The 14,937-nt window shown below is 49.3% G+C and carries 14 protein-coding genes; 9 read left to right on the top strand and 5 right to left on the bottom strand.

Translation table 11 applies throughout. The features are described from left to right. Positions 1-8: 8 nt before the first annotated feature. The 5 genes from BHK98_RS11560 to BHK98_RS11540 form a co-directional block, all read right to left on the bottom strand. Positions 9-2,111 carry a type I restriction-modification system subunit M gene (locus tag BHK98_RS11560; RefSeq protein ID WP_075714396.1) on the bottom strand — a complete coding sequence of 701 codons (2,103 nt, stop codon included), beginning with the start codon at positions 2,109-2,111 and terminating at the stop codon, positions 9-11. Between the two features lie 67 nt (positions 2,112-2,178). After that, on the bottom strand, positions 2,179-4,464 hold the full coding sequence (locus BHK98_RS11555) for an AAA family ATPase (RefSeq protein ID WP_075714394.1): 2,286 nt from the start codon (positions 4,462-4,464) through the stop codon (positions 2,179-2,181). A gap of 21 nt (positions 4,465-4,485) precedes the next feature. Further along, the gene (locus BHK98_RS11550) at positions 4,486-4,686 is read right to left on the bottom strand and encodes a helix-turn-helix domain-containing protein (RefSeq protein ID WP_075714392.1); all 201 of its coding nucleotides are present in this window, start codon (positions 4,684-4,686) and stop codon (positions 4,486-4,488) included. Positions 4,687-4,730: 44 nt separating this feature from the next. Next, positions 4,731-5,372, bottom strand: coding sequence for a hypothetical protein (locus BHK98_RS11545; protein WP_075714390.1), 642 nt, complete (start codon positions 5,370-5,372; stop codon positions 4,731-4,733). Continuing rightward, positions 5,365-6,282: a hypothetical protein gene (locus BHK98_RS11540; RefSeq protein ID WP_075714388.1), complete on the bottom strand. Its 918-nt coding sequence runs from the start codon at positions 6,280-6,282 to the stop codon at positions 5,365-5,367. Before BHK98_RS11540 ends, BHK98_RS11545 begins: the two co-directional genes overlap by 8 nt. Positions 6,283-6,566: 284 nt before the next feature. On the opposite strand from BHK98_RS11540, the gene BHK98_RS11535 reads away from it, so the two are divergent. From BHK98_RS11535 to BHK98_RS11495, 9 genes are all read left to right on the top strand, one after another. After that, on the top strand, positions 6,567-7,070 hold the full coding sequence (locus BHK98_RS11535) for a sigma-70 family RNA polymerase sigma factor (protein ID WP_075714386.1): 504 nt from the start codon (positions 6,567-6,569) through the stop codon (positions 7,068-7,070). 285 nt (positions 7,071-7,355) lie between these two features. Continuing rightward, complete coding sequence (locus tag BHK98_RS11530; RefSeq protein WP_075714384.1) at positions 7,356-7,691, top strand: DNA ligase; 336 nt, start codon at positions 7,356-7,358, stop codon at positions 7,689-7,691. Next, positions 7,681-8,820, top strand: a complete 1,140-nt coding sequence (locus tag BHK98_RS11525) for a DUF2800 domain-containing protein (RefSeq protein WP_075714382.1) — start codon at positions 7,681-7,683, stop codon at positions 8,818-8,820. Before BHK98_RS11530 ends, BHK98_RS11525 begins: the two co-directional genes overlap by 11 nt. Further along, positions 8,813-9,385 (top strand): DUF2815 family protein, encoded by a 573-nt coding sequence (locus BHK98_RS11520; protein ID WP_075714380.1) that lies wholly within the window; start codon positions 8,813-8,815, stop codon positions 9,383-9,385. Before BHK98_RS11525 ends, BHK98_RS11520 begins: the two co-directional genes overlap by 8 nt. Before the next feature lie 13 nt (positions 9,386-9,398). Then, a complete protein-coding gene (locus BHK98_RS11515; RefSeq protein WP_075714378.1) occupies positions 9,399-9,641 on the top strand; it encodes a hypothetical protein in 243 nt (80 codons plus the stop codon). A 102-nt stretch (positions 9,642-9,743) separates the two neighbouring features. After that, a complete protein-coding gene (locus tag BHK98_RS11510) occupies positions 9,744-11,693 on the top strand; it encodes a DNA polymerase (RefSeq protein WP_465250950.1) in 1,950 nt (649 codons plus the stop codon). A gap of 85 nt (positions 11,694-11,778) precedes the next feature. After that, positions 11,779-12,213, top strand: coding sequence for a DUF7768 domain-containing protein (locus BHK98_RS11505; RefSeq protein ID WP_075714374.1), 435 nt, complete (start codon positions 11,779-11,781; stop codon positions 12,211-12,213). Next, on the top strand, positions 12,206-12,535 hold the full coding sequence (locus tag BHK98_RS11500; RefSeq protein ID WP_075714372.1) for a hypothetical protein: 330 nt from the start codon (positions 12,206-12,208) through the stop codon (positions 12,533-12,535). The genes BHK98_RS11505 and BHK98_RS11500 overlap by 8 nt, the downstream gene beginning before the upstream one ends. After that, positions 12,535-14,808 carry a phage/plasmid primase, P4 family gene (locus tag BHK98_RS11495; RefSeq protein WP_075714370.1) on the top strand — a complete coding sequence of 758 codons (2,274 nt, stop codon included), beginning with the start codon at positions 12,535-12,537 and terminating at the stop codon, positions 14,806-14,808. The genes BHK98_RS11500 and BHK98_RS11495 overlap by 1 nt, the downstream gene beginning before the upstream one ends. Positions 14,809-14,937: the final 129 nt, after the last annotated feature.

Raw genomic sequence — 14,937 nt, 5'->3', positions numbered from 1 at the left:
GCACCACCTTAATCAAACAGCTTTGCCACGTGTTCAGAAACAGAAAGTTCCAACTCCATAAAGTGGCTCTCAAGTTCTTCACTGGCAGTCGGCTGCTGATACTTGTAGAAATAGCGTGTAAATGGAATTTCAGCGCCAGTCTTAATTACAGGCTTCTTCTTGCTGAGGTCTTCTTCAAAGAAAGCTACAGCATCCGGTACATAAGGTAGCACCTCGCGAGCCATGTAATCCTCTATGCGTTCCTCATATTTCACGATTTCCGTATCCTTGGTTTCCTTGTCAAAGAGTACATTGCCTTTCTTGTCACGCTGAATCTCCGCATTCTTATCCATGACAGATAGACCGTCTGCAATCTTCTCAAGAAGCTTCTTGTCTGAAGTAACTAACGCCAGCACCTTTGTCAGCACAGGCATAAAAGCCGACGGCGAATTGTAGATGCTATCGGATACTGCAGCACGAAGTGTTTCAATTATGGCATCGTAGACCGGTTTGTTGTTCTGGAAATTCTCCAGCTTCTTCTGGTCTTTGCCGGAAAGTTCCTCAGTTTCTTCCAACTCACTCACCTTTGATTCATCATACAGAGAAGAAAGAGCCCCTTTTGAAAGCATTGACTCGATGCGCTCCTCGGTAATAGCATAACTTCTTTGGAGCGGCTGCATTACCGTATACTCACGGTAAATAAACTCTTCGTTGTTATAAATCTTGCACAACTCATTTTCTTCGAAATCAGCGTACAGTTTTGTAATAGCGGCTCGGTCTTCAGGAGAAATCTCATTTTTCTTATCACCCAGCGCCTTACGCAACTTGTGATAGATTTGAGTGGCATCTATCAACTGGATTTTTCCCTTACGCTCGGCACGCTTATTCTTGGAAAGCACCCAGATATAAGTGGCAATACCAGTGTTGTAAAACAAATCGTTTGGGAGGGCGATTATAGCTTCAATTAAATCATTCTGCAGCATCCATCGTCTGATTTGGCTTTCGCCTGATGCTGTTTGTCCGTTGAACATAGGACTACCATTCTCAACAATAGCAGCTCGCCCGTAGTTGTCATCCATCTTGTCTATAGCAGACTGAAGAAACAACATTTGCATATCACCGGAGCCCGGCAGTCCTGCACCCCAACGGCCATTAAATCCTTTCTGGTATTCTGTATTGACAGCATCCTCTACGCCTTCTGCTGCGTCCTTGCCGCCCCACGCAGTTCCAAAGGGCGGATTTTCTATAACAAAGCGCATCTTTGTGCCTGCGAAACGGTCTGCAACCATCGTGTCCTGATAGCAGATATTCTCTGCGTTCTGTCCTTTGATGAGCATTTCTGCAAGACACATAGCATAGGACTCCGGATTGATTTCCTGCCCAAAGAGACGCACATCGGCCGAAGGATTATAGCGCTTAATGAAGTTGTATCCCGTGGAGAGCATTCCTCCCGTACCACAAGCTTGATCCAAAATTGTAATTACCTTCCCGTCATCGAAAATGTCATCGCAGCCTTCGGCCAGTAGGATATTTACCATCGTCTTGATAATATCGCGTCCAGTGTAATGATCACCGGCTTCGGCATTTTCAGAAAACTTCCTGATAAGCTCCTCGAAGATATATCCCATCTTTACATTATCGATAGTACGCGGATTCAGATCGAGTTCCGAGAAAGCCTTCACAACCGACAGGAGACGATTGTTCTTATCCATCTTGTCGATCTGTTTATTGAAGTCCAGACCTTTCTCAGCGGACAGAATTATTTCCTGAACATTTGTGGAGAATCCCTGAATATAAGATTTGAAATTAGATGCAAGGTGATCCGAATCATTACACAGCTCCTCCAGCGTATATTCGCTGGTGTTGTAGAACTGGAACCCGGACACGCGATACATCGCCTTTGCCGGGAAGTTCGGATTAGCCTTGAACTGTGCTACGACCTTATCCTTTGTCGGAGCCAAGGCGCACTCAAATCTACGGATGATCGTCATCGGAATGATAACATCCTTATATTTATCACTCTGGTATGTGCCTCTCAGCTTGTTGGCAATAGACCAGATAAAGTTTACTTCTGTTGAAACATCGACCGGGGAATCATCCCACATCGCGTCGATCACTGTATTAGCTGCCATTGCAGATTACCTCGCTTTTCTATCGTTATCTTCATTATGATCTTTTAGCTGTCCCAAAATACGGACTCTATTCTTTTATGCCCATCATCATGTTGTAATGCTGCTCTTGATGCAGAGCATAGAAGATCTGTTTGAAGGTCTCTCTATACTGAGACACTTCCGCGTAATCCTCCGTCAGATTCAGTCCGTCGTTGATGCCTGTCGGATTGCTGATATAGGAAAGCATCGCAGACGCCAGATTGAACTTCATGTTGTCCGGCTTGTCGCCCTCCTTCTCCGGAGGGATGATGAAGTCTTCTTTATGATCATCAAGCACCAGCTTCCTCAGATCGTCCCCTTCGTAGCCGTACATTTGCATGAAGTAGTATTCCAGAATCCTTCGCATAACGTTAAGAAGCGATATCGGAGAATCTATCTCCTTGAGCTCATTCCAAAGTGCTGCATAGGAGTTTTGCACCGGATTGTAGTTCTCCAACTCAGATGGAATGTTTGGATTCTGGCGTGTCTTAGGAGCGCCAATGGTCGAAACGTTATGTACCTTCTGAATAACATAGAAGGAAACGCTTCTGTATTTCTCAACCTGATGGTATGTCACCTCGCGATGGAAGTAGACATTATGCGTCAGGATAAATATCTGTTTGATATACGTGCCGGTGATCTTATCATCGACGATCTGTGCATTATTGTTGCAGATGGTAATAAGCTCCCGGACAATTGCGCCAACAATAAACAGCGCGCTGGAGTCCATACTGGAAACGGGATCGTCAATAACCACGACCTTGTCTTTCACTACCTCGCTACTCTGACTGCCCCTAACAAGATTGTAAAAATACAAGAATGCTATAAAGTTACGCTCGCCCTCGCTCAGGTTTTCTGCAACAGATCCGTCCTCACGAATAACCTCATAGACATTTGCTACTCCGGCCTTTTCACGGAGACTGAAGCCTTGAAAACCAGAATCTCGAAGCAGGGCATTAATACTGTCGATTGCAGCTTTGGTATTTACAGTCTGCTTGTTCAACTCGGCGATTTCTTCCGCGAGTGCCCGTGAATCCTTACGAGCCTGAGACGCCTTGTTTTTCAGATCCTCTGCATCCTTCTTGAGCTGGGCAAGACTTGTCTTGTAGCTCGTAATATCGGACTGAAGAATGAAAGCAATGTGCGCCCATACGGCGGTCTTGCACTCTTCCTTCTTCTGCTGCTGGGCTCCAACAACATCATTATTGGCCTTTATCTTTTTATTTATCTCATCTATGATCTGTCCGATCTCAATGAGAAGAGAGTCGATGTCCTCAAGGGAAACCACGGATGTCGGCTCTTTTACTTTTTCAGCAATTCGCTGCTCATTGATCTTTATATTGCTCTCCAGCAAAGACAGCTTGCTCTGGTAGTCAGTCAGATCCAGTGCAGGCATAGGATCACTCAGGTTTGCTTTCAGCTTATCGATGATTGCCGAGGTCTCCCGCGTATATGTAGACTGGAACCGGGTAAGCTCACTGATATCCTGCTGATACTGCTCATCAAAGCACGCAGCAATCTCAGCTTCAAAATTTGCAGGAAGTTTCTGCTGACAATACGGGCACTTTCCTGCAGCCTCTTTAGAATAGTGTTGATGTCCTTGGCGTACCCAGTCTGACGCATTCAACGCCTTAATGAAATTTGCAAAAGGTGTCTTGCTGCTACTCACCACAACCTTATCCATCAGGTCATTTCCGGGAAGCCTGCCATAAGTCGGAGCTGCCGATATCCTTGAGAATTGGCTGTAAGTACGTGCCTGTGAATCGTAAGCAACACGATACAGCTCTGCTAACTTATCGAGATCTTGCTCTGCCGGTGTCTTTACGGCGAGAACCGCACTTGCAAACAAATTCTTTCGGCCTGTGCCTTTTACGGCATCAGGAAATTTCCCGCAAATATCTCTGGTCTTATCCCAGCATGCTTTCTGGAAAGTATCCTCTGCATTTTGCTGAGCTGTTACTTTCTGACCGCTCTGTTCTGTATATTCACCAGCTTGTCTATCCAATTCATCCTTCTTAGCAGTCTTTTCTTCCACCTGTTTCTGGATCTTGATATTGGGCTCACTAACCGTGAATACACCTTTAAGGTCACCGTATGTTTCAAAATTACGATTGATGAAGTCCTGACTGTAAACAAGGACATCATAATCAGATGCAGAACGACCGTCCTGCCATACCACTCCATCGTCGCCCTCTATTGTTCTGGCGACTGTTGATTTTCCCACACCATTTCTTCCGTAAAAGAAATTTACATATGTCGGCTCTATCACTTCGTTATCGAAGGTAGCTCCGTTTAATGTGATCTTTCTGATCACCGATTTCATTTTCTCGCTCATACCCGTCCGCCTCCTCGGTGCTTATTCTGTAATCTTACCGTTCCTAACCCATTCATCTACTTCGGAGATTTTGAATTTATATCTTTTCCCGGCACGATAAAAAGGAAGTTTGCCCTCTTTGATCCATGTACGGACAGTATCTTGACTGACACTCAAGTGCTCAGCTATATCTTCCAAATTTACCCATTTTTCAGTTGCATTGATTTCAACTTCGTTACTCATCGTATAACCTCCAAATGTCTCTTGACTATTGCTACGATTATTTGTTATCCCGGCAGCCAGCAGCTGATACCGGCAGCCTTGAGAGTTTCTACTAAATTCACCTTTTTTACCGACCAGTGCGTGGTGTCAAGCTCGCTTATGGTCGGTTTTCCTTCTATGCAAAGTACATTACTCAAACTATGTATTGTTGTCTGTGGGATTGGGTTCAGTGTTTGATACATTATTTTGAATCCCTCATCCTGACGCTGAATCCCTGTGATTACACCAAGCAGAGCGTTCTGGTTATTTCCGGGCTCTGCATAGTCGGCATTTCTCGGAGCAAAGATACAAAAAAATCCTTGTACCCTATCCATAGCTGCTTTATCAAGCTTTTGTATCTCCTCAGCTATATCCTCTGAGACAAATCGCGTCAAAGCATCTTCCTTGGGTACCACAAAATCACCCTGAGAAAACTGATAAAATGTCTCACCGCCGATAACGAACAAATTGTAATATTCATATTCCCAGCTTGTCCGCAACGGCATACCTTGTTGATGCTGCCCACCGGCAATCAGGACATTGCTCCTATTGTCCTGAACTGTGCCAATCTGTCCGTAAACGGTATTCTGACCACCATTTATATCAATTCTGGACGGAGCACCAGAAGCGGGCATTTGCGCCTTTGAAGGAATGATCCCATCACTCATCTACTTCACTCCTTCCATTTTTTATTTCGACCTTGTCTACATGGCCGTATACCGTATTTGTACCTCCTGAAATATTGAGGAAGAACGGATTATTATTAACTACCGTGCCCGGAGCTGCTGTCTGATCTTGAAACGCAGATTCATCAATCTCCGGTTCTGTATCTTCATAAATCCTCTCTTCAGGTGCTGACCTCCAGTTGAGATCATCTAATGCTGGCGAGTCGCAATATGTAGGTTTAATATCTCGGCTACTGTTCTCTCCAAGCATCTTTGTATAAACACGCTCGGAACCACCCCGCTTCGGACAGAACTCATCATATGTTTTCTGTCCTACGGTATTATCTTTAACAACAGTTAAAGCGTAATGCCACAGTCCAAGTAAAAAGGACGGCACGCAGAGTTCCTTTGCCGAAAGGATCTGATCCTTCGTCATGGTGCCACCATCTTCACGGACATAAAATATCTCTTTACCATCAATAGTCGTATCTGCATCTAATAACTCGACGAGGCCTTTTATAAGGTACTCGTCTTTTTTTGTACTTGTACGTACGTCAAGAAATCCATCCATAAACTCGACCATTGCCGCCAGTGGAATCTCGTATTGATTTTTGACCCGATCATCAAAGGTCTTCAGTACTGCCGCATCACCAAAGCGATAAAACGTACCGCCGTTTCGGATACATGCTTTGAAATCACGGGTGTTGTCCTTAAGTGACTTCATTTCAGTCTGTAATGGCTGTGGGATATCCGGGATCAGCGTCTTCGCAAGCGACAGCAGCGCTTCCGGTTCCGACAACCCACTAACAGTTCCTTTATATAACTCATCTTTGCTGGGCATGGGCTTCCTTGCATTGGATACCAGCACGAAGAAAGTCCCGCCACAAAGTCTATATGGTTCCTTGTTTGGCATTGATTTTCCTTCTTTGTCTGAAATTCCGACTGAATCGACTCATTCGACTCAATCGACTACATGAATATCGACTGTTCCTACTTCTCACTGAGCTTATAAGCCAAGAGAGAAGCACGGTCGATTTCCGGGGGAAGATGGGTAGCCTACAACTCCCAACAAACCCCACTAAAACAGTATAACACATAATCGTTCGAATTTCCATAGACAGATTATGAACAAGCTCTTCTGTCTGAGATTTTTCTCCCTTGGCTCAAAGCAAATCAATGCCAAAGGAGGACAAAATCATGGCAAAAGAACGCTACTTTCCACTTCGTGACCCGGAGAATCCCTTCAAGGTCACACTCACCCCTATCACAGAGGAGCAGTATCGCGCCCTCTACCCAGATATCTGGGCAACACAAAAACGCGAGCAATATCATGGACGTTGCATGTGCACCAAACGCTATCTCTGGAAATGCGACGGGCAGTGCGACCTGTGCGAATACCACGCTCCCGATACCACTTCTCTCGACGAGCCGCTTCCGGACGGCAACGGCACTCTTGGAGATTACATTCCGGACAGCAGACCTTCTATAGAAGATATTATTGCTGACCGCGATTTGCTCAAACACCTCATTGCCCGGTTCCGCGAACTTGATCCTGATGCAGACCGCATTATCCAGATGCGACTCAACAATCCGAAGATTTCTGATCGTAAAATTGCAGAGACACTCGGTCGCCCGCAGCGCACGTTCGCTGACCAAATGAAGCGCTATTACACAGAACTTCATAAGGAAGAAAACAAGTAAAATACACCCCCTTTCCGGCCACTGTTCCTCCTTCGGATGGTGGTCGGAAATTTTTAATAAAATCCTCCGCTCAAATCGACAGTTCATCTCCAGTGGAAGGTGAAGGCAAGAGAACACAGCCTTTAGAAAGCGAGGTGAACAAGATGTACCGCAGTTATGCAGACACCGGCGGCAACGTGAATGAGGAGATCAAACTCCTGAATTCCATCAATCACGTATCCGCCAGACTGGCAAGGAACCTCCGGGTACTTGCCGCAAGCCAATCCGAGGAAGGAGGAAAAGAAAATGTCAAAGATGGCAGAAATGGCACAAACCATCGAAGAGCTCCGCACCGCTGCTGCTTCTATTAATGCCGCAGCCGACTGGCTCTACCAGCAGTTTTCTGGAGACGACAATTCTAAGCAGCAAAATTTTAAAAGTGCTGCTAAGAAGGAGGAACCCAAGCCGGAGATCAAGCTGGAGGATGTAAGAGCCGTCCTTGCCGAGAAGTCCCGTGCCGGTCATACCGCAGAGGTTCGTACCCTGCTCCAGAAGTACGGTGCCGCAAAGCTCTCAGCCGTAGACCCGGCAAATTATGAAGCCCTGTTGAAGGACGCGGAGGTAATCGGCAATGGCAGCTAAAGCACACGCGATCCTCTCCGCATCTTCATCCGATAGGTGGCTGCACTGCCCGCCATCAGCAAGGCTCTGCGAAACCTATGAGGATAAAGGAAGCGACTACGCTGCGGAAGGTACCGACGCCCATGCGCTTGGCGAATTCAAGATCAAGTCCGCTCTTGGACTTCCCGCAGAAGACCCGACCAAAAGCCTCAAATGGTATTCCGAAGAGATGGAGGACTGCGCCAGCGGCTATGCCGAATACGTTCTGGAGCAGGTCGAAGCCGCCAAGGAAACATGCAGCGACCCGGTCGTCCTGATCGAGCAGCGTGTGGACTTCTCCCGCTGGGTAGAACAGGGCTTCGGAACAGCCGACTGCATCATCATTGCAGACGGCACACTCAGGATCATCGATTACAAACACGGTCTCGGCGTTCTGGTCTCAGCAGATGAAAACCCGCAGATGCAGTGTTACGCGCTCGGCGCTTTGGAGCTTTTCGATGGCATCTACGACATCGATCAGGTTTCCATGACCATCTACCAGCCGAGACGGCAAAACATCAGCACGTTCGAGATCAGCAAAGACGCGCTCTACCGCTGGGCAGACGAAGTATTGAAGCCCACCGCAGAATTGGCCTTCGCCGGAGATGGGAATTTCCTGTGTGGTGAATGGTGCGGCTTCTGCAAGGCCAAGAACGAGTGCCGAGCCAGAGCCGAAGCTAACCTGAAACTCGCGCAGCATGATTTCAAGCTCCCGCCACTGCTCACGGACACCGAGATCGAGGTTATCCTCGGCAAAGTGGATGAGCTGGTCAGCTGGGCATCCGACATCAAGGAATATGCCCTGCAGCAAGCTCTCTCCGGTAAGGAGTGGACTGGCTTCAAGCTCGTCGAAGGACGTGCCAACCGAAGATACAGCAATGAGGCCGCTGTCATTGAAACGGTCGAGAAAGCAGGCTTCGACCCGTATGAGAAAAAGCTGCTCGGCGTCACCGCCATGCAGAAGCTCCTCGGCAAGTCCCGCTTTGATGAACTCCTGACGGCTTATATCGAAAAGCCACAGGGCAAACCCACACTTGTGCCGGATAGCGACAAGCGCCCGGCCATGAACACAGCCAAAAATGATTTTATGGAGGAAAACGACAATGAGTAAGAATGTAAAAATCAGCAATCCCATGAAGGTTATCACCGGTGTCGACACCCGCTGGAGCTATGCAAATGTCTGGGAGCCGAAATCCATCAACGGCGGCACTCCCAAGTACAGCGTGAGCCTTATCATCCCGAAGTCCGATACCAAGACCATCGCCAAGATCGAGGCCGCCATCGAAGCTGCCTACAAGGAGGGCGAAGCTAAGCTCAAGGGCAACGGCAAGTCTGTACCGGCGCTCTCTGTTCTGAAAACTCCTCTTCGTGACGGCGACGCTGAACGTCCGGATGACGAGGCCTACAAGAACGCCTACTTCGTGAATGCCAATGCCACCTCTGCTCCCGGCATCGTGGATGCAGACCTGAACCCGATCCTCAACCGTTCCGAGGTGTACTCCGGTGTGTATGGCCGTGCCAGCATCACCTTTTACGCCTTCAACAGCTCCGGCAACAAGGGAATCGCCTGCGGGCTCAACAACCTGCAGAAGATACGTGACGGTGAGCCTCTCGGCGGCAAGGCAAGTGCAGAGTCTGACTTCGCCAGCGATGACGATGAAGACTTCCTGAATTGATGGAGGTGCGATTATGACAGTGACTACCTTACAGACAATCCTGATTACTGCGCTGATCGCCACTTGGCTGGTATTCAGCATCGTGTTCCTGATCTCGTCCATCCAGAGTTTCTTCAATGACCGCAAGCGTGAGAAGCGTGAGGAGGAATCTGCCGCCCGTGACCTCAAGTACCACGAGGAACGCATGAAGCGCGAAAAGGAACAGGCCGAACATGAACGTGAATACCACGAGAAGCGCATGAAGTCCTTGGAGTAAATCATAAACGGCAGGCGGCTTAGGAGCAATCTTAAGCCGCTTGTTTGAATTGAGGTGAAATCTATGCAAACACTCAGTATCGATATTGAAACCTACAGCAGCGTGAATCTGCCCAAGTGCGGCGTTTATAAATATGCCGAATCGCCGGACTTTGAAATCCTGCTGTTCGGCTACAGCGCCGATGGCTCCGACGTGGCTGTCATCGACCTTGCGCAGGGAGAACGCCTGCCGCAGGAAATCATAGACGGCCTGACTGATGATTCCGTCATCAAATGGGCTTTCAATGCAAACTTTGAACGGATCTGCCTATCCCGATATCTCCGTGATCTGGGAATGAGCCTTGACCCCTTCCATGACAACCACCCTCTCTCGATTGACTGCGCCCGATTCCTAAATCCGGAGAGCTGGCGCTGCTCTATGGTGTGGGCGGCCACAATGGGTCTGCCGCTTTCCTTGGAAGGCGTCGGTGCTGTCCTCGGTCTTGAGAAGCAGAAACTCACAGATGGAAAAGACCTGATAAAATACTTCTCCGTGCCCTGTGCTCCAACGAAAACAAATGGCGGTCGAACAAGGAACCGCCCTTTCCATGCGCCGGATAAGTGGGAAGCCTTCAAAAAATACAACATCCGCGATGTGGAGACCGAAATCGGCATCAAGGATCGTCTTGCCAAGTTTCCGGTGTCGGATGATGTCTGGGATGAATACCACATCGATCAGGAAATCAACGACCGTGGTGTCCGTCTCGACATGGATCTGGTGCAGGAAGCCATCGAAATGGACACCCGCTCCCGCTCGGAGTTGACGGCTGCCATGAAGGATATGACGGCTCTCGACAATCCAAACTCCGTCCAGCAAATGAAACAGTGGCTCAAGGGCAACGGCCTCGCAACAGACAGCCTCGGAAAGAAGGTCGTGGCAGAACTTATCAAAACTGCACCTCCGGAGCTGCAGACCGTTCTGGAACTCCGCCAGCAGCTTGCCAAGTCCTCCGTAAAAAAATATCAGACGATGGAACGGGCAGTTTGTGACGATGGCAGGGCTCGCGGCATGTTCATGTTTTACGGAGCCAACCGCACCGGGCGCTGGGCAGGCAGACTCATTCAATTACAAAACCTCCCTCAGAACCATCTGGAGGATCTGGCTGATGCACGCGCTCTTGTAAAATCAGGAGATTTCGAGGCTGTAAAGCTCTTATATGAGGATGTCCCGGACACGCTCTCTCAGCTGATCCGGACGGCCTTCATTCCGAAAGACGGCATGCAGCTTTATGTTTCAGACTTCTCTGCTATTGAAGCCCGCGTCATCGCTTGGTATGCCGGTGAAATGTGGAGGCAGAAGGTGTTCGAGAATGGCGGCGATATCTATTGCGCCAGTGCATCACAGATGTTCCATGTTCCGGTCGAGAAGCATGGTATCAATGGCCATCTACGTCAAAAAGGCAAAATCGCAGAACTTGCTCTCGGTTATGGCGGCTCGGTCGGTGCCCTCAAAGCGATGGGTGCTATCGAGATGGGCTTGACTGAAGATGAGCTTCCTCCGCTGGTCGATGCATGGCGACAAACAAATCCGAATATCGTGAAATTCTGGTGGGACGTTGATCGTGCTGTTATGGAGGCCGTGAAGTATAAGCATATGACCTCAAGCTACGGGCTTACCTTCTCCTGTCGCTCCGGAATACTCTTTATCACTCTCCCCTCCGGGCGGAACCTCGCCTACGTGAAACCGAAAGTCGGAACTAATAAGTTCGGCGGCGAATGCATCACCTACGAAGGCATCGGCAGCACGAAAAAATGGGAACGGCTCGATTCATACGGCCCGAAATTCGTGGAAAACATCGTGCAGGCCACCTCCCGCGACATTCTCTGCTATGCCATGAAAACCCTGCGTTGCTGCAGCATCGTTATGCATATCCACGATGAGCTTGTAATCGAAGCTGATCCGCGCATGTCCCTTGATGCGCTCTGTGATCAGATGGGCAGGACTCCACCGTGGGCAAAAGGTCTGAAGCTCCGCGCCGACGGTTACATCACGCCCTTCTACAAAAAAGATTAAAATCGTCCGCTCAAATCAGGCGTTCATCTCCAGTGGAAATTGGAGGTGGACGCCTTTAAGTCTGCCCGGAAAGGAGGACTCCCCAGTGAGTAACGATTATCAAAACAGCGAGGGCTATCCTGACCCAACTGCCGGTGAAGCGTTATCCCGGATTGCAGAAAACGAAAAGCAATCCCTACGCGCCTTTCGTCCTATCGTCTACATCTGCTCTCCGTTTTCCGGAAATGTGGAAGGCAATGTGAAGAACGCCAGACGTTACAGCCGCTTTGCCGTAGACAAGGGATATATCCCCATCGCACCACACCTTCTGTTTCCGCAGTTCCTTGATGATGACAATCCGGATGAGCGTGAGCTCGGCTTGTTCTTTGGAAATGCCCTCATGAGCAAGTGTGCGGAGGTCTGGGTATTCGGAAGCCGTATTTCATCCGGGATGGAAGCAGAAATCAAACGCGCCAAGTGGAAGGACTATCGCTTGCGCTATTTCACAGAAGAATGTCAGGAGGTTGAACGCTATGTATGAAGTAACAGAAAGACGCAGAAAGCTCTATGACGGCACGGAGATCACCACTTACACCCGCGACGTTGTTAGTGCAAATATCCTTCAGGTCGAGGCCGGGACAACCGGCTATAAGGGAGGCGACACCGGTCATGGCGGTCGCACGTATTTCCGTATCGAGGACGAAGGCTGCACAGATATCCAAGTACAGCCCATCATGGATCGCTACGGCTGCAACGGTTTTGAAGTAACCCTCGGAGGCGATTGTGAGCTGGAAACCATGATCCGCGCACTGAAATTTATCACAAAGGTGCTGAAGGAAGAATCGGAGGAGGTGTATGACTGATGCTTACCCTGTATAGTGCAGACTTTACCGGCAATCCCGGAAACTGCTCCTATCCGCACAAGACCATAGTCATGGACGTAGACTCACTGAAAGCTGCTGTCGGCCACGACTATGTGTGCGCGGAATACAAAAACCACTACCGCAACAACGACAACTTCCTCTCAGCCGACTGCCTGCCCGTAGATTGTGACAATGACCACTCAGAAGATTCAAAGGACTGGGTAACACCGGCAGATGTGCTTGAGGCCTTTCCCGGTGTCAGCATCGCAATCCACTACAGCCGTTTTAATCAGCGTGAGAAAAACGGGAAGCCCGCAAGACCGAAGTTCCATGTTCTGTTTCCCATTGATCGCGTGACGGACGCCACCCTGTACAGCGACATGAAGAAGCTGGTCAATTCCATATTCCCGTATTTCGATACCAAGGCTCTGGATGCGGCGCGTTTCTTTTTCGGGACGCAGGAACCGGATGTGGAGCTCTATCCCGGACGCATGAACCTCACGGAATTTTTGAATGATGTCGAGTTCGATGCTGACCTGCCCGGCGGCCATGAAAAGGATGTCGTGATCCCTGAAGGAAGCCGTAACGCTACCATGTCCCGCTTCGCTGGAATCGTCATCAAGAAGTACGGCGACACAGAAAAGGCCTACCAGAGCTTTCTGGAGAAGGCCGCAACCTGCGTGCCGCCTCTCGACAACAGTGAGCTCTCCACAATCTGGCATAGTGCCCAGCGCTTTTATTCAAAAATCAGCCGCGAGGACGGATACGTTCCTCCGGAAATCTATAACGACGAGAATAGCTATATGCCGGAGGACTTCTCCGACGTCGGACAGGCCGAAGTGCTCTCTAAGTATTTTGCGAACGAGCTGCGCTACTCACCGGCCACCCACTTCATCCGCTACAGCGACCATTACTGGCAGGAAACGGAACCCGGCGCTCAGGCTGTCGCCCATGAGCTTACCCGCAGGCAGCTGAACGAGTCGAACCGGCTCATGTGTGAAGCGCTGCAGAAGCTCAAAAACTGCGGAGCTCAGGAAATCCTCGACAATACATCAAAGACCAAGGCCGAACAGCTCATGAACGATGAACAGATGAAGACCTATCAGGAGTTCCTTGCCGCAAAAGCCTATCAGAGCTTTGCTATCCGCAGGCGTGATTCCAAGAACATCACTTCAACCCTCAAGGAATCCCATCCGATGTTGGAAATCTCGCCAAGGGATCTGGATGCGGACTGCTTCCTGCTCTGTACACCGGAAGCGACCTATGACCTTCGCTTAGGCTGTGCCGGTGCCCGTGAACATTCCGCAGATGACTTCATTACGAAAATTACCTCGGTCTCACCCGGCGTCAAGGGAACCCAGCTCTGGCTGGACAACCTGAATCTCATTTTTCAGAAGGATCAGCAGCTCATCGATTATGTTCAGATGATCTGCGGCCTTGCTGCAATCGGGAAAGTATTCGTGGAAGCCCTCATCATCGCATATGGTGATGGCCGCAACGGCAAGTCCACCTTCTGGAATGCCATCTCCCGCGTGCTTGGTCTTTACAGCGGAAACATCTCCGCAGACACCCTGACCGTCGGCTGCCGCAGAAACATCAAACCTGAAATGGCTGAGGTCAAGGGCAAGCGCCTGCTGATCGCTGCAGAAATGCAGGAAGGCGCAAGGCTCAACGACTCCACGGTCAAGCAGCTCTGCTCCACGGACGATGTGTTCGCGGAGAAAAAGTATAAAGACCCGTTTTCCTTCAAGCCCTGCCATACTCTGGTGCTGTATACGAACCACCTGCCTCGCGTCTCCGCTTCCGATGACGGTATCTGGCGCAGGCTTATCGTGATCCCGTTCAATGCCAAGATTGAGGGCAAGGCCGACATCAAGAATTACGGAGAGTATCTGTATGAGAACGCGGGTGAAAGCATTCTCTCATGGATCATCGAGGGTGCAAAGAAAGTCATTGCGCTCGGCTACCAGATCCCGGTGCCGGACTGCGTGACTAAGGCCATCGAGGAATATCGCAGCCAGAATGACTGGTTCGGGCATTTCTTAGACGAAAAGTGCGAGGTGGATGATTCCTATAAGGAAAGCTCCTCGGCTCTCTATCAGGCATACCGCAACTACTCGCTGGACTGCAATGAGTATGTGCGCAGCACGGCAGATTTCTACTTTGCTCTGGAGAAGGCCGGATTTGAACGGCTGACGCTGAACCGGAAGCGCTATTTCAAGGGCTTAAAGATTCGTGAAGACAGCGGCGCAGAGGAAGATTTTCTCCAGTAATCCGTACCGATGACAAGGTGTATCAAGGTCTTATATAAAAACTCTCTTAGGCCTATAAAAAATGCTCTAAGAAAAAGTTCTGTAAATACCATTGATACACCTTGCACATCGCCGGAAATTCGCACCTGA

This window comes from Hornefia porci (genome assembly GCF_001940235.1).
Lineage (GTDB): Bacteria > Bacillota > Clostridia > Peptostreptococcales > Anaerovoracaceae > Aminicella > Aminicella porci.
Note: the sequence above shows the minus strand (reverse complement) of the source record. Positions and strands in the feature narration are given on the sequence as shown.